Source organism: Streptomyces griseicoloratus (assembly GCF_014534645.1).
Classification (GTDB): domain Bacteria; phylum Actinomycetota; class Actinomycetes; order Streptomycetales; family Streptomycetaceae; genus Streptomyces; species Streptomyces griseicoloratus.
This window is the reverse complement of sequence record NZ_JACVQF010000127.1, coordinates 1-21,188: the sequence shown is the minus strand read 5'-3', so window position 1 is coordinate 21,188 and position 21,188 is coordinate 1. Positions and strand designations below refer to the sequence as shown.

The window sequence follows — 21,188 nt, the reverse complement described above, 5'->3', positions numbered from 1 at the left end:
CCGATGACCACCGCCGTTCTGACCGACCGCGAGCGCGCCGCCGTTCAGGCCTACCTGCGCCTGCTGCACACCGTGCGGGCCGGTTTCGACGCCGCCTCCGGGCCGCCCGGCGACGCCCGGCGCCCTCCCGTCGTCCCGCCCTCCGTGCTGGCCGAGGCCGAGCAGGCGCTCCGGGCCGCGGGACTGGCGGGGAACGAGGAGGAGTTCTTCCGCCTGCTGCGGAGCTGGTGTCCCCGGCCGTGACCGGGCGCCCTGCGGGCGGGTCCCGCCGGCGCGTCAGGCCGGCGGGACCGTGACGGCCGTGGCCACCAGCCCCTGCCGGGCCGTCCAGCGGCCCTCGAAGTGGGACCGGCGCCTGCCGCCCACCAGCGGTCCGGGTACCAGGAGGGCGGCGCGCAGGGTGCCGCCGTGCCGGTCGTCGGGGTCCGGGCGGATCTCGATGTCCGCCTCCGCGAAGTCCAGCCACTTCCCGGTGAGGGGGAACCACGCCTTGTAGACGGACTCCTTGGCGCTGAACAGCAGCCGGTCCCAGTGGACCCCGGGATGCTCCGCGGCGAGCCGCCGCAGCCGGTCCGCCTCGCCGGGCAGGGCCACGGCGGACAGCACACCGTCCGGGAGCGGTCCGTCGGGTTCGGCGTCGATGCCGAGGGACACCAGGTCGGAGGCCCGGGCGAGGGCGGCTGCGCCGTAGCCGTCGCAGTGGGTCATGCTGCCGACCAGGCCGTCCGGCCAGCGCGGCGCTCCGCGTTCGCCGGGCAGGACGGGCCGCGGGGGCACTCCGAGCTTCTCCATGGCCCGGCGGGCGCAGGAGCGAACGACGGTGAACTCGCGGCGCCGCTTGGCCACCGCGTTGGCCACGAGCGCCGCCTCCTCCGGGTACAGGGGGGTGTGTCCCGTGTCGTCCCTGCCGTGGGCCTCCACGGCGACGACGGTGTCGGGCAGCAGTTCCTCGATCAACGGGCGTCGTCCTCTCCGGGCAGGATGCGCCGCAGCCGTCCGGGCGGCTGCTGTCGTTGGCGCCACTCGCGGGGATAGCCCACCGACACCTCCTCGAAGCGGACGCCTTCGTGCCAGGTGGTCCGCGGGATGTGCAGATGGCCGTAGACCATGGTGTCGACCCGGAACCGGCGGTGCCAGTCGGCGGTCAGCCGGGTGCCGCACCACATGGCGAACTCGGGGTACCACAGGACGTCGGTGGGATGCCGGTCCAGCGGGTAGTGGTTGACCAGGACCGTCGGCAGACCGGCGGGCAGGTCGGCGAGCCTGCGCGCGGTCTCCTCGACGCGCGCCCGGCACCACGCCTCCCGGCTCGGGTAGGGGTCGGGGTGCAGCAGGAACTCGTCGTTGCACACGACGCCGGTGCCGTGGGCGTACTTCAGCCCCTCTTCCTTGGTGGCGCAGCCGGCCGGCAGGAACGAGTAGTCGTAGAGCAGGAACAGGGGTGCGACGACCGCCGGTCCGCCGGCGCCGTGCCAGACGGGGTAGGGGTCCTCGGGCGTCGTCACGCCCAGTTCGCGGCACATCTCGACGAGGTGCTGGTAACGGGCGACGCCGCGCAGGGTGACCCGGTCCTTCGGATGGGTCCACAGTTCGTGGTTGCCGGGGGCCCAGACGACCCGGCGGAAGCGGTCCGCGAGCGTGCGCAGCGCCCAGCGGATGTCGTCCACCGTCTCCGCCACGTCACCGGCGACCAGGATCCAGTCGTCGTCCGACTCGGGACGCATCTTCTCGACCAGGGCGCGGTTCTCCGCATAGCCGATGTGCAGGTCGCTGATGGCCCACAGCTGTCCGGAACCACCGGCCGCGGACGTCATCTCCCGCTCTCCCCCTCCGAGTACGCCACCCGTATCCGGGCCCGGGGCCCGTCATACCCGTGTTCGACACCAAGAGATCACATCCGGCAGCGGCGGACAAGGGCGGTCCGATCGCCCGGCCCGTCCCGCGCACGGAGGTCACCTGAGGTACGCCAGCCCCGGGTGGACGGCGGTGTAGCCGTCGACCAGGCGCTTCGCCACGTTCACCGAGTCGACCAGCGGGTGCAGGGCGAAGGCCCGTACGGCCGTCGCGCGGGAGCCGGACTCGGCCGCCTCCAGCACGTCCCGCTCGACCGCCTTGACGGCGCAGACCAGACCGGTGGCGTGGCCCGGCAGCGGATCGACGGCCATGGGGTGGGCGCCGCTCGCGTCGACCAGGCAGGGGACCTCGATCACGGCCTCGGGGTCGAGGACGGAGAGCGTGCCGCGGTTGCGGACGTTGAGGATCAGGGTGGCGCGCTCGTTCCGGGCGACGGCCCTCATCAGCGCCAGGGCCACCTTCTCGTAGCCGCCCGACAGGTCGTCGGCCTCGCGCTCGCCGGCGCCCGCCGCCTCGCGGTTCTCGGCCATGTAGGTGGCCTCGCGCTCGGCGCGGGTGCGGTTCCACAGCTCCAGGGCGCGGGTGCCGGGGCGCAGGGCCTGCGCGTAGAAGCCGGCCTGCTGGTCGCGCAGGAAGGCACCACGGGTGAGGTCCGCCGCCTGGTAGGCGCGTACGGCCTCCCGGTTGAAGTAGTAGTAGTGCAGGTACTCGTTGGGGATCGCGCCGAGGGACCTGAGCCAGTCGGGGCCGAAGAGCCGGCCCTCCTCGAAAGAGCCGAGCAGGGCCGGGTCGGCGAGCAGGCGCGGGAGTTCGTCGCGGCCGGCGACGCGCAGGCCGCGCACCCAGCCGAGGTGGTTGAGGCCGACGTAGTCGATCCACGCCTTCTCCGGGTCGGCGCCGAGCACGCGGGCGATCCTGCGGCCGAGCCCCACGGGCGAGTCGCAGATGCCGATGACGCGGTCGCCGAGGTGCCGCGACATGGCCTCGGTGACCAGTCCGGCCGGGTTGGTGAAGTTGATGACCCAGGCGTCGGGGGCCAGACGGGCCACGCGGCGCGCGATGTCGACGGCGACGGGCACGGTCCGCAGCCCGTACGCGATGCCGCCCGCACCGACGGTCTCCTGGCCGAGGACGCCCTCGGCGAGCGCCACCCGTTCGTCGTCCGCGCGCCCCTGGAGGCCGCCGACGCGGATCGCGGAGAACACGAAGCCGGCGCCGCGCAGCGCCTCGTCCAGGTCGGTCGTGGCGGTGACCTCGGGTGCGTCGGGCACACCGGCGGCCTGCTCGGCCAGGACCCGGGTCACCGCCTTCAGCCGCGCCGCGTCCAGGTCGTGCAGCACGACGTGGGTCACGCGTCCCTCGGCGCGGTCACCGAGGAGGGCCCCGTACACGAGCGGCACCCGGAATCCGCCGCCGCCCAGAATCGTCAGCCTCACGTCCGCACCCTTCCGTCGCGCGCCCGTCTCGATGCCGGTGCCGATCATGGCATGGTCCGGCGGAGGTACCGTGGCCGCGTGATGCGTGAAGACTCGCCGAGGCCGCAGTCCCTGATGCTGACGTTCCTGGGCGACCAGGTGCTGGGCCGGGACGTCTGCGTGTACTCCGGCAGTGTGATCGACGTCTTCGCGCGGGCCGGGATCGGCGAGCAGGCGACCCGTTCCACGCTGACCCGCATGGTGGGCCGGGGCCTGCTGCGCCGCCAGCGCGAGGGCCGCCGGATGTACTTCGGGCTGACCGATCGTTCGGAGGCCGTGCTGCGCGACGGCGAGCGGCGCATCTGGCACACCGGCGCCGTCAACCGGCAGTGGGACGGCACCTGGACGCTGCTCGGCTTCTCGCTGCCGGAGTCCTGGCAGCGCCAGCGGCACGACCTGCGCTCCCGTCTGGCCTGGGCCGGGTTCGGGCCGCTGTTCAACGGGCTGTGGATCGCGCCCGGCGAGGTCGACGTGTCGTCGCTGGTGGCCGAACTGGGCCTGTCCGCCCACGTCAAGGTGTTCCGCGCGCAGGCCGACGCCGGCATGGACATCGGCGCGATGATCGAGGAGACGTGGGAGCTGTCCGACCTGGCGGCGTCGTACGAGGCGTTCGTCCGGCACTGGCAGCCGTGCGGGGAGCGGACGCCGGACGGCGACGACGCGCTCGTGCTGCGGCTGCGGATGCAGACCGAGTGGCTCGGGCTCATCCGCCGCGATCCGCGGCTGCCGGTCGGGCATCTGCCGGACGACTGGCCCGCCGAGCGGGCGGAGAAGACGTTCCGGACGGTGTACGACCGGCTGGCCCCGCCCGCCCGGGACGCCGCCCGGCGACTGCTCGACCTCGTGCCCGTGCGCGAGGCTCAGGCGTAGAACCGCGACAGGCTCCGCAGCACGGCCGCCGGCTTGGCGCCGCCCTCGGTCTCGATCGTGCCGTCGACGGCGATCTGCACCCCGCCGGGCACCTCCGTGACCTCCGCGAGCCGTCCGGCGAGCCGGATGCGCGAGCCCGCCTTCACCGGCGCGGGGAAACGCACCTTGTCCAGGCCGTAGTTGACCTTCGTCGTCACACCCTGGACGTCCAGCAGTTCGGTGAACAGCGGGATGAAGAGGGAGAGGGTGAGGTAGCCGTGGGCGATGGGGGCGCCGAAGGGGCCGGCGGCGGCCCGCTCCGGGTCGACGTGGATCCACTGGTGGTCGCCGGTGGCGTCGGCGAAGGTGTCGATCCGCTCCTGGGTGACCTCGATCCACTCGCTGGTGCCGAGGTCGCTGCCGGCCAGCTTCTTCAGCTCGTCGAGGCCGTTGACGGTGATGCCCATGTGTCTTCCTTAACCGTTGTCCGTTAACCGTTGTCCGTTGATCGTTGACCGTGTGCACCGTGGTCGCCGTAGCGCTCGCGCACCCGGGACTTGAGGAGCTTTCCGGAGGCGGTGCGGGGCAGTTCGTCCGCGACCACGACCGACTTGGGGATCTTGTACTTGGCGAGGCGGCCGGTCAGCGACGCCAGCACCTCGCCGGGGTCGAGGACGGCGCCCCGGCGGGGGACGACGACCGCGCGCGGCACCTCGCCCCACCTGTCGTCGGGTACGCCGATGACCGCGCACTCGGTGATGTCCGGGTGGGCGAGGAGCAGGTCCTCGATCTCGGCCGGGTAGACGTTCTCCCCACCCGAGATGATCATGTCCTTGATGCGGTCGACGATGTACACGTAGCCGTCCTCGTCGACGCGGGCGGCGTCCCCGCTGCGGAACCAGCCGTCGGCGAAGGCTGCGGCCGTCTCCTCGGGCAGCCCCCAGTAGCCGGCCATGACGTGCGGGCCGCGCACCACGACCTCGCCGGTCTCGCCGGTGCCGGCCGGGGTGAGGTCCGGCCGTACGACCCGTACGTCGCTGAAGAAGTGCGGCACGCCCGCCGAGCCGGCCTTGGCCACGGCGTGCTCGGCGTCGAGGAACAGCGTGCCGGGCGCGGCCTCGGTCATGCCGTAGCCCTGGAGGAAGGTGAGGCCGCGCTCCTGGTAGGCGGCGATGAGCGGGGTCGGGACCGGGGAGCCGCCGCAGGTCAGGATGCGCAGGGAGGACAGGTCGGCGTCCTTCCAGCGCGGCTGCCTGGCCACCTGGTCGAACATCGTCGGCACCCCGAACATGAAAGTGATCCTGTGCCGTTCGACCAGGTCGAGGGTGCCGGCCGGGTCGAAGGACTCCACCAGGACGCAGGTGCCGCCCTTGAGCAGCACGGGCAGGGTGAGCATGTTCAGCCCGGCCGTGTGGAACAACGGGGCGGAGACCAGGGCGCGTTCGCCGGCCGTCAGGTCGTGGTCGACGAGGACGTTGACGGCGTTCCAGGTGAGGTTGCCGTGGGTGAGCATCGCTCCCTTGGGGCGGCCCGTCGTGCCCGAGGTGTACATGATGATGCAGGTGTCGTCGGCGGTGACCGCCTCGTCGATCGGCTCGGTGCCTGCCGCCGCGAGAACGTCCTCGTACTGCGGGCCGGTCTCGACGAACGTCCGTACGTCGGTGCCGCCCGGCAGTCCGGCGACGAGCCCGGCGTGAGAAGGGGCGTGGACGAGGGCCTTGGCGCCGGAGTCGGCGAGCTGGTAGGCGATCTCGGGTCCGGTCAGGCGGGTGTTGAGCGGGACGAAGACCGCGCCGAGCGTGCCGGCCGCGAACAGGGTCTCCAGGTAGGAGGGGTGGTTGGGGCCGAGGTAGGCGATCCGGTCGCCGCGCCGGATGCCGCGGGCGCGCAGGGCGTGGGCGAGGCGGGTGGTGCGCTCGTACAGGCGCCCGTAGGTGACCGTCGTGTCGTGGTGGATCAGGGCGGTGCGGTGCGGGGTCTTGCGGGCCCGGCGTGCGGGCCACGACCCCAGTCCCTCGTTGCGCATGTCGCGCCCCTTACGGTGTCGTCAGCCCGAGCAGGCGGGCGGCGTTCTCCTTGAGGATCTTCGGCCTGACCTCGTCCTTGATCGTCAGCTTGCCGAAGTCGGCGAGCCAGCGGTCGGGGGTGAGGACGGGGAAGTCGGAGCCGAACAGGACCTTGTCCTTCAGCAGCGTGTTGGCGTACTGCACGAGCTGCGGCGGGAAGTACTTGGGCGACCAGCCGGACAGGTCGATGTGCACGCCCGGCTTGTGCGTGGCGACGGCCAGGGCCTCGTCCTGCCAGGGGAAGGACGGGTGCGCCAGGATGATCTTGAGGTGCGGGAAGTCGGCGGCGACGTCGTCGACGTGCAGCGGGTTGGAGTACTTCAGGCGGATGCCGCCCCCGCCGGGCACGCCGGCGCCGATGCCGGTCTGGCCGGTGTGGAACAGGGCGATGGTGCCGGTCTCCTCGATGACCTCGTACAGGCCGTAGGCCACCGAGCGGTCGTTGGGGAAGAAGCCCTGGATGCTGGGGTGGAACTTGAAGCCCTTGACTCCGTACTCCTCCACCAGGCGCCGGGCCTGCTTCACGCCCGCCTTCCCGCGGAAGGGGTCGATGGAGGCGAAGGGGATGAGGACGTCGGCGTTGGCGGCGGCGGCCTCGGCGACCTCCTCGTTGGGGACCGGCTCGGTGCCGGTGGCGGACTCGGCGTCCACCGTGAAGATCACGGCGGCCATCTTCCGCTCGCGGTAGTAGGCGGCGGTCTCCTCCAGCGTCGGCTTCCGCTTGCCCTCGACCTTGAAGTAGGCGGAGGACGCCTCGTGCAGGTCGTCGTCCAGGGAGGCGTGGCCCTTGGAGGACACCTCCGCGTGCGTGTGGACGTCGATCGCGACCAGTTCGTCGATGTTCATCGCCCGGGTCATCACGCCTCCGGCAGCTTCGGTGCGGGAATGCCGACCGTCTGGGGTTCGGCGCCGACCGAGGTGGGCCAGGCGGCAGCGAGCGTGTCGGGGGTCCAGCCGCCGTCGGCGTACGCGGCCCGGATCTCCTGCGGGTGGGACCACAGGGCCACCTTGTCGCCGCCGATGCCGATGCACTGGCCGGTGACGCCGCGCGCGGCCTCGGAGGCGAGGAACGGGACGAGGGCGGCGCAGTCCTCGGGGGTGCCGAAGCCCTCGCCCTTGCGGAGGAAGTCCGGCAGGGGCTCGCCGTTCCTCATCGCCTCGATGTACGGGGCGAAGGCGGGGATGGTCTCGGTCATCGCCGTCGCGGCGACCGGGACGATCGCGTTGACGGTGATGTCCGCGCGGGCCAGCTCCATCGACCAGGTACGGGCCATGGCGGCGATGCCGGCCTTGGCGGCGGCGTAGTTGGTCTGGCCGAAGTTGCCGCGCTGTCCGGCCGGGGAGCCGACCAGGATCAGGGTGCCGCCCTCGCCCTGCTCGCGCATGCGGACGGCGGCGGCGCGGGCGCAGGTGAAGGTGCCCCTGAGGTGGGTGCCGATCACCGCGTCGAAGTCGTCGTCGGTCATCTTCCACAGCACCTTGTCGCGCAGGATGCCCGCGTTGGTGACCAGGACGTCCAGGCGGCCGAACTCCTCCACGGCACGGGCCACCAGCCGGTCGGCGGCCTCGGCCGTGCCGACCGGGACGACCTCGGCGACGGCGGTGCCGCCGGCCTCGCGGACGGACTTCACGGCTGCCTCGGCCACGGCCTCGTCGATGTCGTTGACGACCACCGAGGCACCGTGGGCGGCCAGGGCGTGGGCGTAGGCGAGGCCGAGGCCCCGGCCGCTGCCGGTGACGACGGTGGCCTTGCCGGTGAGATCGATGCTGGGCACGTGCGGATCCCTTCACGGGGTGACTGGGTCGAGCTAGAAGCTAAGAGCAATAATTGGTGTCGTCAATAGTTGTTGCCGACCTCCGGAGTGCGAGAGACTGGGGCGGCACGCAGCAGCCGCCCCGCCAGGGGGCCTCGACCAGGGAGCCCGCCATCACTCGCCAGCACGCCACGAACCCCCAGCCGATCGACGCGGACGAGCCGTGGATGCGCGGTCTGCACGCGGACACGGGCTACCTGCTGTACCGCCTGGGCCTGCGCTCGGGACAGCTGTTCAACGCCTCGCTCCAGGAGTCGGGACTGCGCCTGCGCCACTACGCGGTCCTGCGCCTGCTCGCCACCACCGAGGGCGCGCTGCAGCGCGAGCTCAGCGCCCGGCTCGGCTACGACCCGAGCGCCATCGTCGGCCTGGTCGACGACCTGGAGAAGCTCGGCTTCGCCGAACGCCGGCCGTCGCCCGACGACCGGCGCAGCCGGATCGTCGTCCTCACCGACGAGGGGCGGACCTTCCTCCAGGACACCGACGAGGCGGGGACGCAGGTGACGAACGATCTCCTCGGTCCGCTCGACGCGGGCGAGCGGAAGACGCTGCACGCCCTGCTGCTGCGCATCGCCGGGGACGGACTGAAGTGATGTTGTGCAAATGATTGACGGCTGAAGATTTGCTGCCTAACTTCCCGGGACATCGGCACCGTCCCCCAGGGAGCTCATCGTGCAGCCGTCCCCCTCCGCCCCTTCCGCCCGTCAACCGGCCCCAGACGACCGCCAGTTGCGCCGCGTCGCGCTGTCCGGCCTGCTCGGCACCACCGTCGAGTTCTACGACTTCCTCGTCTACGGCACCGTCGCCGCGCTGGTCTTCGGCGATCTGTTCTTCCCCGGCGCCGACCCCGCGGTCGGCACCATCGCCGCCTTCGGCACCTTCGCCGCGGGCTATGTGGCCCGGCCGCTGGGCGGCATCGTCTTCGGCCACTTCGGCGACCGCGTCGGCCGCAAGTCGATGATGCTGCTGACCATGGCCCTCATGGGCGGCGGCAGCTTCCTCATCGGGCTGCTGCCGACGTACGACGCGATCGGCGTGTGGGCGCCGGTGCTGCTGGTCGCCCTGCGCGTGGTGCAGGGCGTCGCGATCGGCGGCGAGTGGGGCGGCGCGACCCTGATGGTCGTCGAGCACGCCGAACGCACCCAGGGCTCCCGGCGCGGACTGTGGTCCAGCTTCACCCAGCTCGGCGCGCCGCTCGGCTCCGTGCTCTCCGCCGGTGTGGTCGCCCTCGTCTCCGCGCTGCCCGACGACGACTTCCGTTCCTGGGGCTGGCGGGTGCCGTTCCTGCTCAGCGTCGTCCTGCTGGCCGTCGGTCTGTTCGTGCGGCTGAAGGTGGCGGAGAGCCCGCTGTTCGCACAGGGGCGGCGGGAGAAGGCCGCCCGGCCGCCGGTCGTCGAGGTGCTGCGCCGGCCCGGGCCCGTGCTGCTGGCCGCCTGCGTCGGCATCGGCGCGTTCACCGCCCAGTCGCTGCTGACCGGCTTCATGATCTCGTACGCCGTCGACCGGGGCTACAGCCGCCCGCAGGTGCTCACCGCGGTGACCCTCGCCTCCTGCGTGGCCCTGGCCGTGCTGCCCGCCGCCTCCGCGCTGTCCGACCGGGTCGGCCGCCGGCCCGTCGTCCTCGCCGGTGCCGTCGCCTGCGCCGCGCTCGCGTTCCCGGTGCTCGCCCTGGTGGACTCCGGCTCGCCCGGCCTGCTGGTCCTCGCCCTGGTCCTCGGCCACGGCGTCGCCCAGTCCACGATGTACGGGCCGCTCGGCGCCCTGCTCACCGAGCTGTTCGGCACCGAGGTCCGCTACACCGGCGCCTCCCTCGGCTACCAGGCGGCGACCCTGATCGGCGCCGGGTTCTCGCCGCTGATCGCGAGCAGTCTCGTCGCCTCGTACGGCGGCGGCAGCACGCCCGTCGCCCTGCTGCTGTGCGCCGGCGCCGCGGTCACCGCCCTCACCGTGTGGCGGATGCGGGAGACGCACACCGACGCCCTCGGCTCCGCCGTACCCCAGGCCGCCACCCCCGCCAACGCCCCGGAAGGAACCCCGCGTTGAGGTCCACTCTCGCCCTGGCGACCGTCGCCCTGTGCGCGGCGACCGCCCTGCCCGCGCGGGCCGCCGCCCCCGCCGACGCCCACGTCGAGGGACGGCTCCCCTCCGGCGCCGCCTACGTCATGGACGTACCCGCCGGCTGGAACGGAACCGTCCTGCTCTACAGCCACGGATACCGGCCCGCCGGCTCCCCCAACCCGGCCCAGAACGCCCCCGACGCGGACACCCGCGGCAAGCTGCTGGCGGCGGGCTACGCGCTCATCGGCTCGTCCTACGCGACGACCGGCTGGGCCCTGACGGAAGCCGTCCCCGACCAGCTGGCCACGCTGGACCTGTTCACCGAGCGGTACGGCACGGCCCGGCGGACGCTCGCCTGGGGCACCTCCTACGGCGGCCTGGTCACCACGGCACTCGCCGAGCGGCACGGCGACCGGTTCGACGGCTCGCTCGCGATGTGCGGTCTGATGCAGGGCGGCGTCGCCAACTGGAACAGCACCCTGGACCCGGTGTTCGCGCTGCGCACCCTGCTCGCCCCCGGCTCCGGCATCCGGCTCACGGGGTTCACCGGCCAGGACGACGCGCGCGCCGCCGCACAGGCGCTGACCTCGGCGGCCGACGCCGCCCAGCGGACCCCCGAGGGCCGGGCCCGCATCGCCCTGGCCGCCGCCCTGCACAACGTCCCCGGATACAACGACCCCGCGCAGACCGAGCCCGGCCCGAGGGACTGGGCCGGGCAGCAGGCGGGCCAGTACACGGCCGTCCGCGGGCTCCTCCAGCAGCCCGCCTTCGCCTGGCGGCAGGAGGCCGAGAGCCGCGCCGGCGGCAACCCGTCCTGGAACACGGGCGTCGACTACACCGCCATGCTGCGCGCATCGCCGCTGTACAAGGAGGTGACCGAGCTGTACAAGGAGGCGGGAGCGTCCCTGCGTGCCGACCTCGCCTCGCTGAACCGCGCGCCCCGGATCTCCGCCGACCCCGGCGCCGTGCGGTGGATGCGCGACACCAGCGCCCTCACCGGCCGGCTGACCGATCCCCAGCTGATGATCCACACCACCGGCGACGCGCTGATCCCCGTACAGGCCGAGAGCGCCTATCTGCGGGCCGCCACCGCGGCGGGCTCCCGGCCGCTGCTGCGGCAGGCGTACGTCGACGGTCCCGGCCACTGCACCTTCACCCCGGGCGAGACGGTCGGCGCCCTGCACACCCTGGAGCACCGGCTGGACACCGGCCGGTGGGACACCTCGCCGGCCGCCCTCAACGCCCGTGCCCGCACGGCGGATCCGGCGTCCGAGCCCCGCTATCTCCCCCACCACCCGGCGCCGTACCCTCGCCCCTACGACCTCGCCCACCCGGGAGACGCCCGGCCATGAGCCCCCTCCCCCACTCCCGGCTTCGCTCGAGCGGGGGCACCCCCACCGCGCCCGACCGGCTGCTGTCCGTGCTCGCCGCGTTCGACCACGAGCACCCGGCGCTGTGCCTGACGGACATCAGCCGGCGGGCCGGGCTGAGCCTGACCACCGCGCACCGGCTGGTGGGCGCACTCACCGAGTGGGGAGCCCTGGAGCGGGACGAGTCCGGCGTGTACCACGTCGGACTGCGGCTGTGGGAGGTCGCCGCGCTCGCCCCGCGCGGTCTGGCCCTGCGGCAGATCGCCCTGCCGTACCTGGAGGACCTGTACGAGGCCACGCACGAGAACGTGCAGCTGGCGGTACGGGACGGCGGCGAGGTCGTCTACACCGAGTGGCTGTCGGGACGGTCGGCGGTCGGCGTGCACATCCGCGTCGGGGCCCGCTGGCCGCTGCACGCCACCGGCGTCGGGCTCGCCCTGCTGGCACACGGCGACCCGGAGTTCCAGAGGGCGTACTGCGCGGGTCCGCTCGCCTCCTTCACCCCGTACACGATCACCGACCCGGTGCGGTTGCGCCGGGTGCTGGCCGATGTGCGGCGCACCGGCGCGGCGGTCAGCGACCGCCAGGTCACCGACGACGCCCTGTCGGTGGCCGCTCCGGTGCGCGGGCGCGACGGTACGGTGGCGGCCGCCGTCTCGGTCGTCGTGCCGCACGCCGACGCCGCCGTCCCGGCGCTCGTCCCGGCGGTGCGGCTGGCGGCGCGCGGGATCTCGCGGGCGCTGGGCTGGCGGCCCGAGGACGGCGGCGTGCGGCCGGGCACCGGTCCCTCCGACCGCTGAGGACGCGTCCCGGAGGGCGTCGCACGGAAGAGACGGAAAGCCGCACCCGCCGCAATCGGTCCGCAACCCAGGGCCACAGACCGGGCACGCCGCCGTCTTCTGCCACATTTCTCACAGGCTCATAGACCGCCGACAGGCACACACAGGGCCGACCCAGATATACGGTGCAGACTGCGCACATCTCGCCGACCACCGAAGAAAGGCCGCATGCCGTGAGCACCCCCCACATACCCGACCAGGCCGACCAGCAGTCCGGGTGGTCCCGGCGCGGGGTGCTCGCCGCGCTCGGCGCCGTGCCGGTCGCTGCGGCGCTGACCGGCCTGGGCGGCGGACCGGCACGGGCGGCCGAGGGCAACCCCACCGCCACCGTCGAGGCGCTGACGGCCACCGTCACCCCCGAGGCGGGCGGCACGTACGGCGTGGGCATGCCGGTGTCGGTCACCTTCTCGCACGCCGTGACGAGCAAGGCCGCGGTCGAGCGGGCGATCACGGTGACCGCCGACCCGGGCGTCGAGGTGGTCGGCCACTGGTTCGGCGACACCCGGCTCGACTTCCGGCCCAAGAAGTACTGGTCGCCCGGCACGGTGGTCACGGTCTCCCTGCGCCTGGCGGGCGTGCGGGCCGCCGACGGCGTCTACGGCACCCAGTCGCAGGACATCGCCTTCACGATCGGCAGCGCGCAGATCAGCACCGTCGACCTGGCCAAGAAGCGGATGACCGTCCAGCGGGACGGCGAAACGATCGCCACCTACCCGGTCACCGGCGGGGACGCCGACCACACCACCTGGTCCGGGATCATGGTGATCAGCGAGCGGCTGGAGGAGACCCGGATGGAGTCCTCGACGGTCGGACTCGGCCACGAGTACGACATCGCGGACGTGCCGCACGCCCAGCGCCTGACCACCTCGGGCACCTTCATCCACGGCAACTACTGGACCGCCGCCTCGGTCTTCGGGCACACCAACAGCTCGCACGGCTGCATCGGCCTGCACGACGCCAAGGGCGGGGACGACGAGGCCACGGCGGGCCACGCGTTCTACACGGGGTCCCGGCTCGGCGACGTGGTGATCGTGAAGAACTCCGGCGGGCGGACCGTCGACCCGGCGAACGGTCTGAACGGCTGGAACCTGTCGTGGAAGAAGTGGAAGGCCGGCAGCGCGCTCAGCGGCTCCTGACCCGTGCCGCCGGGTTCCGCAGGCGCGCATCAGCCCTTCGCGGGATGAACTCCCCAGCAGCAAAAGGACTTTCTCGGGTTCACCTCTTGACGTCCGGAGGACCGGAGAGCACATTGGGCGCACTCTGAGAGCGCTCTCAAGCCCCCCTGCGCGTCTCGGGGGCGTTCGTGCTCACCGCTCCCGCACACCGAGAGGCACCCCCACATGAGAGAACCTTCCGGCACGCCCCAAAGACGGCGCCCGCTGCGCCGGGCCCTCGTGGCCGTCGTCGGCACGCTCGGCCTCGCGGCCGCCGCGACCGGCGTCGTCGCGCCCTCCGCGACCGCCTCCGCTCCCCCTCCCCCGTCCGGCTGGACGCAGGTCTTCGCCGACGACTTCGACGGCGCCGCGGGCTCCGGCGTGGACACCGCCGACTGGCAGTACGCGACCGGGACCTCGTACCCGGGCGGCCCCGCCAACTGGGGCACCGGCGAGATCGAGACCATGACGTCGCGCCCGGAGAACGTCTCGCTCGACGGCAACGGCAATCTGCGCATCACCCCGCGGCGCGACGCCGCCGGCAACTGGACCTCGGGCCGCATCGAGACCAGGCGCACCGACTTCCAGCCCCCGGCGGGCGGCAAGCTGCGCGTGGAGGCCCGCATCCAGGTCCCGAACGTCACCGGCGCCGCGGCCAAGGGCTACTGGCCGGCCTTCTGGATGCTGGGCGGGCCCTACCGCGGCAACTACTGGAACTGGCCCGCGGTCGGCGAGATCGACATCATGGAGAACACCCAGGGCCTGAACACCGTCTGGGCCACGATGCACTGCGGCACCTCGCCGGGCGGCCCCTGCAACGAGACCAGCGGCATCGGCGGCAGCACCGCCTGCCCCGGCGCCACCTGCCAGGCCGGTTTCCACACGTACCGGGTGGAGTGGGACCGCTCCACAAGCGTGGAGGAGATCCGCTTCTACGTCGACGGCAACAACTTCCACACGGTGCGCGCCAACCAGGTCGACGCCACGACGTGGGCCAACGCCACGAACCACGGCTACTTCATCATCCTCAACGTGGCCATGGGCGGCGGCTTCCCGAACGCCTTCGGCGGCGGCCCCGACGCCGGCACCCAGCCCGGCCACTCGATGCTCGTCGACTACGTCCAGGTGCTGTCGGCAGGTGGGAGCGGTACCACGCCCCCGCCGACCGGCAACCGCGACGCCTACGGCACCATCCAGGCGGAGTCGTACGACGCCCAGTCCGGCGTGATGACCGAGGCCACCTCGGACTCGGGCGGCGGGCAGAACCTCGGGGCCCTCGCGAACGGCGACTGGGTGCAGTACAAGGGCGTGAACTTCGGCTCCAGTGCGGCCCGGCAGTTCTCCGCCCGGGTGGCGAGCGGCGCGGGCTCCGGCGTGAGCGGACTGGTGGAGGTACGCCTGGACAGCCGTACCAGCGCGCCGATCGGCAGCTTCGCGGTGGGCAACACGGGCGGCTGGCAGTCGTGGCGGACGATTCCGGCGAACATCGCCTCCGTCACGGGCACCCACGACGTGTACCTGACCTTCACCAGCGGCCAGCCGGCGGACTTCGTCAACGTCAACTGGTTCACCTTCGGACACTGACCCCGCAGGTGGCCGGGGGGCTCCACGCGAGCGTGGGGCCCCCTCAACAGAGTGGGAACTTCTAGGATCTGCGGCATGGCAACAAGACTCGTGCAGATCAACATGAAGGCCCAGGACGACACCGCGCTCGGCCGGTTCTGGGCGGAGGCACTCGGTTGGGGAGTGGACAGCGAGGGACCCGGCGTCACCAACCTCGAACCCGTGGGCTTCGCCTACCCCGACCCCGCGGCCGTCTGCATAGACATCATCGCCCGCCCGGAACCCAAAACGGTGAAGAACCGGGTGCACATCGATCTGGCCACCACCTCGACCGCCCACCAGGCGGAGCTGGTCGCGCGCCTGAAGGATCTCGGCGCGACGCTCGCCGACGTGGGCCAGGGCGACGTCCCCTGGACGGTCATGGCCGACCCGGAGGGCAACGAGTTCTGCGTCCTGGAGCCCCGCCCGGTCTACCAGGACACCGGGCCGATCGCCGCGGTGGTCGTCGACTGCGCCGACCCACGGGGGATGGCCCGGTTCTGGGACCAGGCGATGGACTGGACGCTGCACGAGGTCACCGACGACCAGGCGACCATGCGCTCCGCCGAAGGCGTCGGCCCCTACCTGGAGTTCGTCCGCACCCCCGACACCAAGAGCGTGTGGAACCGCGTCCACCTCGATGTCGCCCCCTACCCCGGTGACGACCTGGCCGCAGAGGCAGCCCGGCTGCGCGCCCTGGGCGCCACCGACCCCGCCATCGACCAGTCCGCGATCCCCTGGACGGTCCTGGTCGACCCGGAGGGCAACGAGTTCTGCCTCCTCACCCCTCGCTGACCCCGAGCCACGGCTCGTGACCGGCTGACCCCGGGGCGGGTCGTCAGCGCAGTTCCGCGCGGAAGGCCGCCGGGGTCTGGTCCGTGTGCTGGTGGAAGAACTTGGAGAAGTTCGCCGCGTCCGGGAAGCCGACCGCCGCGCCGACCCGGCCGATCGGCATGTCGGTGTGGGCGAGGAGGCGCTTGGCCTCCAGGATCACGCGCTTGTCGATGAACGCCTTGGGCGTCTCGCCGGTGGCCGCGCGCACCGCGCGGACGAGGGTGCGGCGGGAGTAGCCGAGCGCGTCGGCGTAGGCGCTGACGCTGTGGTTGGTGGCGAAGCCGCGCTCGACCGCGTCCCGGAAGAGGGTGAAGGTGGTGTCGCCCTGGACGTCCGCCCGCCGCGCCGCGTCGGCGGAGCTGGCCGCGAGGTGCGCGAGGCGCAGCAGGAACGCCGACAGCGAGTGGCGAAGGACGGCCGTGTGCAGGCTCAGCGGCAGGGTCGTGGCGTCCTCGTACTCGCGCCGCAGCTGCTCCAGCGCCGCCGTCAGACCGGCGAGCTGCGCCTCGTCGGGGTGGAGCAGGGGCGGCAGGTCGTAGCGGTAGAGGCCGGTGGCCTCCACGGTGGCGCGGGGCAGGAAGCCGGGCTGCATGGTCAGCACCGTTCCGCGGTACTCGCTCATCGGCGAGAAGCGGTGGACCTGTCCGGGGCGGATCCACAGCAGGTCGCCGGCGTTCGCCTCGTACTCGGCGAAGTCGATCATGTGGCGGACCGGGCCGTCGGTGAAGAGCATGACGACGTGGAAGTCGATGCGGTGCACGCGGTGAAGCGGGGCGTCCTCGTGCCAGGTGCGGCCGGTGCCCATCGGGCCGACCTGCATGCCGACGCCGAGGACGCTGAGACCGACCGGGAAGGGGAAGGTTCTGATCCCGTCGCCACCGCCGCGGTCGTCGTCGCCGTCTTGGATGTGTTCGTCCGCCATGTCCTTCTCGTGCCGTCTCGCTCGGGCGCCTGAGCCCCGGGGGGTGTCCCAGTTTCACCACAGGCTGGCACACCCCGACCTTCACTCTCAAAAGTCAGACTTTTAAGTTTGAAGCCGTCAGACCAGCACCTTCGCTCCTATCGAGGATTTCTTGAAGATGAGCACGCAGACAGCGGACAGCTTCGAATGGACCGAACTCGACCGGCGTGCCGTCGACACCGCCCGCGTCCTCGCGGCCGATGCCGTGCAGAAGGTCGGCAACGGCCATCCGGGCACCGCGATGAGCCTGGCCCCGGCCGCGTACACGATCTTTCAGAAGTTGATGCGTCACGATCCCGCGGACCCGGAGTGGACCGGCCGTGACCGCTTCGTCCTCTCCCCCGGCCACACCTCGCTGACCCTCTACACCCAGCTCTACCTCGCCGGGTACGAGCTGGAGCTGGACGATCTCAAGAGCTTCCGCACGCACGGCTCGAAGACGCCCGGCCACCCGGAGTACGGCCACACCGCGGGCGTGGAGACCACCACCGGCCCGCTCGGCCAGGGCGTCGCCAACGCCGTCGGCATGGCGATGGCCGCCCGCTACGAGCGCGGCCTGTTCGACCCGGAGGCCCCGGCGGGCGAGTCGCCGTTCGACCACACCATCTGGGCGATCGTCTCCGACGGCGACCTCCAGGAGGGCGTCTCCGCCGAGGCGTCGTCGCTCGCCGGTCACCAGAAGCTCGGCAACCTCGTCTTCCTCTACGACGACAACCACATCTCCATCGAGGGCGACACCGCCACCGCGTTCTCCGAGGACGTGCTGAAGCGGTACGAGGCGTACGGCTGGCACGTGCAGCGCGTCCAGCCCGCCGAGAACGGCGACATCGACGTGCACGCGCTGTACGCGGCGCTGAAGGCGGCGCAGGCCGAGACCGGGCGCCCCTCGATCATCGCGATGCGCACGATCATCGCCTGGCCCGCCCCGAACGCGCAGAACACCGAGGCGTCCCACGGCTCCGCCCTCGGCGAGGACGAGGTGGCGGCCACCAAGCGGGTCCTCGGCTTCGACCCGGAGAAGTCCTTCGAGGTCGCCGACGACGTCCTCGCCCACACCCGGCGCGCCCTGGACCGGGGCGCCGAGGCGCACGCCGCCTGGGACAAGCGGCTCGACAAGTGGCGGGGCGCCCAGCCGGAGCGCGCCGAGCTGTTCGACCGCGTGGTCGCGGGCCGGCTGCCCGAGGGCTGGGAGGACGTCCTGCCGGTGTTCGAGCCCGGCAAGGCGGTCGCCACCCGCGCCGCCTCCGGCAAGGTCCTCCAGGCGCTCGGCCCGGTGCTCCCCGAGCTGTGGGGCGGCTCCGCCGACCTGGCCGGCTCCAACAACACCACGATCGACAAGACCAGCTCCTTCCTGCCCGAGGGCAATCCGCTGCCGGAGGCCGACCCGTACGGCCGCACCGTCCACTTCGGCATCCGCGAGTTCTCGATGGCCGCGGAGATGAACGGCATCGCCCTGCACGGCAACACCCGCGTCTACGGCGGCACGTTCCTGGTCTTCTCCGACTACATGCGCAACGCGGTGCGCATGTCGGCCCTGATGCAGCTGCCGGTGACGTACGTGTGGACGCACGACTCCATCGGGCTCGGCGAGGACGGCCCCACCCACCAGCCGGTCGAGCACCTGGCCGCGCTGCGCGCCATCCCCGGTCTGAACGTCGTCCGCCCGGCCGACGCCAACGAGACCGCGATCGCCTGGGCCGAGATCCTGAGGCGGCACTCCACCGCCCCCGCCCCGCACGGCCTCGCCCTCACCCGGCAGGGCGTGCCGACGTACGAGCCGAACCCGGACGCGGCACGTGGCGGGTACGTCCTCGAGGAGTCCTCCACCGGGACGCCGGACGTCGTCCTCATCGCCACCGGCTCCGAGGTGCAGCTCGCCGTCGGCGCACGGGAGCTGCTGGAGGCCGAGGGCATCGGCACCCGGGTGGTCTCCATGCCGTCCGTGGAGTGGTTCGAGGAGCAGCCCCGCGAGTACCGCGACAGCGTCCTGCCGCCGTCGGTGAAGGCCCGGGTGGCCGTCGAGGCCGGGATCGGCCTGACCTGGTACCGCTTCGTGGGCGACGCCGGACGCATCGTCTCCCTGGAGCACTTCGGCGCCTCCGCCGACGCGGGGACCCTGTTCGCCGAGTACGGCTTCACCGCCGAGAACGTCGCCGCCGCGGCCCGGGAATCCGTCGCCGCCGCCCGCGGTTGATCGCAACGCCAGAAAGAAGAGGATCACAGTGACCGAAGCAACCGCGACCGCGGGAGCACTCAAGCGCCTGTCCGACGAGGGCGTCTCCATCTGGCTGGACGATCTGTCCCGCAGCCGGATCGAGTCCGGCAACCTCGCCGAGCTGATCGGGACGAAGAACGTCGTCGGCGTGACCACGAACCCGTCCATCTTCCAGGCCGCCATCGGCTCCGGCGAGGGCTACGAGGACCAGCTCGCCGACCTGGCCGTGCGGGGCGTCACCGTCGACGAGGCGGTCCGCATGATGACCACCGCCGACGTCCGCGCCGCCGCCGACGTGCTGCGTCCGGTGTACGACGCCACCGGCGGCCGGGACGGCCGGGTCTCCATCGAGGTCGACCCGCGCCTCGCGCACGACACGGCGGCCACGATCGCCGAGGCCCGCCAGCTGGCCTGGCTGGTCGACCGCCCCAACGTGATGATCAAGATCCCGGCGACGAAGGCCGGTCTCCCGGCGATCACCGAGGTGATCGGCGCCGGCATCAGCGTCAACGTCACGCTGATCTTCTCCCTGGAGCGCTACCGCGAGGTCATGGACGCCTACCTCGCCGGCCTGGAGAAGGCGCAGGCGGCCGGGCTGGACCTGTCCGGCATCCACTCCGTCGCCTCCTTCTTCGTCTCCCGCGTCGACAGCGAGATCGACAAGCGGCTGACGCTGCTGGGCACCGACGAGGCCCTGGCCCTGAAGGGGAAGGCGGCCCTGGCCAACGCGCGACTGGCCTACGAGGCGTACGAGGAGGTCTTCGCCGGCGACCGCTTCACCGCGCTGGCCGGTACCGGCGCCAACCGGCAGCGGCCCCTGTGGGCGTCCACCGGTGTGAAGGATCCGGCATATCGGGACACCCTGTACGTGGAGGAGCTGGTCGCTCCCGGCACCGTGAACACGATGCCGGAGGCCACCCTGAACGCCACCGCCGACCACGGCGACGTCCAGGGCGACACGGTCACCGGTGGCTACGCCCAGGCCCGGGCCGACCTCGCGGCCGTGGAACGGCTCGGCATCTCCTACGACGAGGTGGTGGAGCAGCTGGAGCAGGAAGGCGTCGCCAAGTTCGAGGTGGCCTGGCAGGACCTGCTCGACGCCGTGACGAAGTCCCTCAACGACAAGGGAGTTGACGGGGAATGAGCGAGGAGCTTCCCGCTGTGACGGTTGACGAGACCAAGGCGACGAAGGAAGCGAAGGAGGCCCGGACGGCCCAGGAGGCCGCCGGGGCGCGGGAGGCCGGGCAGCCCGAGGCCGCCCGGACGACCACGGCGACCACAGCGACCAAGAAGGGCAAGGGCGCCAAGCGGGCCGAGGCCGCGCGGGAGGCCGCGGGCGGGGCGGACGAGAAGGCCGCCGAGCCCGTGGCGCCCCTCGACTGGAGCAACCCCCTGCGTGACCCCCGCGACCGCCGCCTGCCCCGCATCGCGGGCCCGTCCGGCCTGGTCATCTTCGGTGTCACCGGCGACCTGTCCCGCAAGAAGCTGATGCCGGCCGTCTACGACCTGGCCAACCGCGGTCTGCTGCCGCCGGGCTTCTCGCTGGTCGGCTTCGCGCGCCGGGACTGGGAGGACCAGGACTTCGCCCAGGTCGTGCACGACGCCGTCAAGGAGCACGCGCGCACGCCGTTCCGCGAGGAGGTCTGGCAGCAGCTCGCCGAGGGCATGCGGTTCATCCCCGGCGACTTCGACGACGACTCCGCGTTCGAACAGCTGCGCAAGTCCGTCGAGGAGCTGGACGCCTCCCGGGGCACCAGCGGCAACTACGCCTTCTACCTCTCCGTGCCGCCGAAGTTCTTCCCGAAGGTCGTCCAGCAGCTCAAGAAGCACGGGCTGGCCGACGCACCGGAGGGCTCCTGGCGCCGCGCGGTGATCGAGAAGCCGTTCGGCCACGACCTGACGAGCGCCCGCGAGCTCAACGCGATCGTGCACGAGGTGTTCGAACCGGACCAGGTCTTCCGCATCGACCACTACCTGGGCAAGGAGACGGTCCAGAACATCCTGGCGCTGCGCTTCGCCAACCAGATGTACGAGCCGATCTGGAACCGGTCCTACGTGGACCACGTGCAGATCACCATGGCCGAGGACATCGGCATC

Annotated in this window: 20 protein-coding genes; 12 read left to right on the top strand and 8 right to left on the bottom strand. The window is 72.4% G+C overall.

Features of this window, described 5'->3' with window-relative positions:
- Positions 1 to 3 precede the first annotated feature (3 nt).
- Positions 4 to 243 carry a hypothetical protein gene (locus H0H10_RS03530; RefSeq protein WP_188179307.1) on the top strand — a complete coding sequence of 80 codons (240 nt, stop codon included), beginning with the start codon at positions 4 to 6 and terminating at the stop codon, positions 241 to 243.
- A gap of 33 nt (positions 244 to 276) precedes the next feature.
- Here H0H10_RS03530 and H0H10_RS03525 read toward each other — a convergent pair whose 3' ends face one another.
- From H0H10_RS03525 to H0H10_RS03515, 3 genes are all read right to left on the bottom strand, one after another.
- Positions 277 to 957: a 4'-phosphopantetheinyl transferase family protein gene (locus H0H10_RS03525; protein WP_188179306.1), complete on the bottom strand. Its 681-nt coding sequence runs from the start codon at positions 955 to 957 to the stop codon at positions 277 to 279.
- Positions 954 to 1,814, bottom strand: coding sequence for a metallophosphoesterase family protein (locus H0H10_RS03520; RefSeq protein WP_188179305.1), 861 nt, complete (start codon positions 1,812 to 1,814; stop codon positions 954 to 956). The genes H0H10_RS03525 and H0H10_RS03520 overlap by 4 nt, the downstream gene beginning before the upstream one ends.
- A 138-nt stretch (positions 1,815 to 1,952) precedes the next feature.
- Positions 1,953 to 3,290, bottom strand: a complete 1,338-nt coding sequence (locus H0H10_RS03515; protein WP_188179304.1) for a 6-phospho-beta-glucosidase — start codon at positions 3,288 to 3,290, stop codon at positions 1,953 to 1,955.
- Between the two features lie 81 nt (positions 3,291 to 3,371).
- Between H0H10_RS03515 and H0H10_RS03510 the strand changes: the two genes are divergently transcribed.
- On the top strand, positions 3,372 to 4,199 hold the full coding sequence (locus H0H10_RS03510; RefSeq protein WP_223179316.1) for a PaaX family transcriptional regulator: 828 nt from the start codon (positions 3,372 to 3,374) through the stop codon (positions 4,197 to 4,199).
- On the opposite strand, the gene H0H10_RS03505 is transcribed toward H0H10_RS03510, so the two are convergent.
- From H0H10_RS03505 to H0H10_RS03490, 4 genes are read right to left on the bottom strand one after another with little or no spacing between them, the layout of a single operon-like run.
- The gene (locus tag H0H10_RS03505) at positions 4,190 to 4,645 is read right to left on the bottom strand and encodes a MaoC family dehydratase (RefSeq protein WP_188179302.1); all 456 of its coding nucleotides are present in this window, start codon (positions 4,643 to 4,645) and stop codon (positions 4,190 to 4,192) included. The genes H0H10_RS03510 and H0H10_RS03505 overlap by 10 nt on opposite strands.
- Before the next feature lie 23 nt (positions 4,646 to 4,668).
- Positions 4,669 to 6,204, bottom strand: a complete 1,536-nt coding sequence (menE, locus tag H0H10_RS03500; protein WP_188179301.1) for an o-succinylbenzoate--CoA ligase — start codon at positions 6,202 to 6,204, stop codon at positions 4,669 to 4,671.
- Between the two features lie 10 nt (positions 6,205 to 6,214).
- Positions 6,215 to 7,090 carry an amidohydrolase family protein gene (locus H0H10_RS03495; RefSeq protein ID WP_188179359.1) on the bottom strand — a complete coding sequence of 292 codons (876 nt, stop codon included), beginning with the start codon at positions 7,088 to 7,090 and terminating at the stop codon, positions 6,215 to 6,217.
- Between the two features lie 11 nt (positions 7,091 to 7,101).
- Complete coding sequence (locus tag H0H10_RS03490; protein ID WP_309141722.1) at positions 7,102 to 8,019, bottom strand: SDR family NAD(P)-dependent oxidoreductase; 918 nt, start codon at positions 8,017 to 8,019, stop codon at positions 7,102 to 7,104.
- Between the two features lie 206 nt (positions 8,020 to 8,225).
- Between H0H10_RS03490 and H0H10_RS03485 the strand changes: the two genes are divergently transcribed.
- The 7 genes from H0H10_RS03485 (at position 8,226) to H0H10_RS03455 (ending at position 15,876) form a co-directional block, all read left to right on the top strand.
- Positions 8,226 to 8,651: a MarR family winged helix-turn-helix transcriptional regulator gene (locus H0H10_RS03485; protein ID WP_188179300.1), complete on the top strand. Its 426-nt coding sequence runs from the start codon at positions 8,226 to 8,228 to the stop codon at positions 8,649 to 8,651.
- 79 nt (positions 8,652 to 8,730) lie between these two features.
- On the top strand, positions 8,731 to 10,101 hold the full coding sequence (locus H0H10_RS03480; protein WP_373566798.1) for an MFS transporter: 1,371 nt from the start codon (positions 8,731 to 8,733) through the stop codon (positions 10,099 to 10,101).
- Positions 10,098 to 11,468: a prolyl oligopeptidase family serine peptidase gene (locus H0H10_RS03475; protein ID WP_188179299.1), complete on the top strand. Its 1,371-nt coding sequence runs from the start codon at positions 10,098 to 10,100 to the stop codon at positions 11,466 to 11,468. The genes H0H10_RS03480 and H0H10_RS03475 overlap by 4 nt, the downstream gene beginning before the upstream one ends.
- A complete protein-coding gene (locus H0H10_RS03470) occupies positions 11,465 to 12,286 on the top strand; it encodes an IclR family transcriptional regulator (protein ID WP_188179298.1) in 822 nt (273 codons plus the stop codon). Before H0H10_RS03475 ends, H0H10_RS03470 begins: the two co-directional genes overlap by 4 nt.
- 212 nt (positions 12,287 to 12,498) lie before the next feature.
- Positions 12,499 to 13,461, top strand: a complete 963-nt coding sequence (locus tag H0H10_RS03465; RefSeq protein WP_188179297.1) for a L,D-transpeptidase — start codon at positions 12,499 to 12,501, stop codon at positions 13,459 to 13,461.
- A gap of 204 nt (positions 13,462 to 13,665) precedes the next feature.
- Positions 13,666 to 15,063, top strand: a complete 1,398-nt coding sequence (locus H0H10_RS03460) for a glycoside hydrolase family 16 protein (protein ID WP_188179296.1) — start codon at positions 13,666 to 13,668, stop codon at positions 15,061 to 15,063.
- A gap of 75 nt (positions 15,064 to 15,138) precedes the next feature.
- Positions 15,139 to 15,876 carry a VOC family protein gene (locus H0H10_RS03455; protein ID WP_188179295.1) on the top strand — a complete coding sequence of 246 codons (738 nt, stop codon included), beginning with the start codon at positions 15,139 to 15,141 and terminating at the stop codon, positions 15,874 to 15,876.
- 43 nt (positions 15,877 to 15,919) lie between these two features.
- Here the strand turns inward: H0H10_RS03455 and H0H10_RS03450 are convergent, their stop codons facing one another.
- Positions 15,920 to 16,837, bottom strand: a complete 918-nt coding sequence (locus H0H10_RS03450) for a helix-turn-helix transcriptional regulator (protein WP_188179294.1) — start codon at positions 16,835 to 16,837, stop codon at positions 15,920 to 15,922.
- 157 nt (positions 16,838 to 16,994) lie between these two features.
- On the opposite strand from H0H10_RS03450, the gene tkt reads away from it, so the two are divergent.
- From tkt to H0H10_RS03435, 3 genes are all read left to right on the top strand, one after another.
- The gene (gene tkt / locus H0H10_RS03445; protein WP_188179293.1) at positions 16,995 to 19,070 is read left to right on the top strand and encodes a transketolase; all 2,076 of its coding nucleotides are present in this window, start codon (positions 16,995 to 16,997) and stop codon (positions 19,068 to 19,070) included.
- Positions 19,071 to 19,092: 22 nt separating this feature from the next.
- A complete protein-coding gene (tal, locus tag H0H10_RS03440; protein ID WP_188179356.1) occupies positions 19,093 to 20,235 on the top strand; it encodes a transaldolase in 1,143 nt (380 codons plus the stop codon).
- On the top strand, positions 20,232 to 21,188 hold a 957-nt coding region (locus H0H10_RS03435; RefSeq protein ID WP_188179292.1), incomplete at its 3' end, for a glucose-6-phosphate dehydrogenase. The genes tal and H0H10_RS03435, both read left to right, overlap by 4 nt.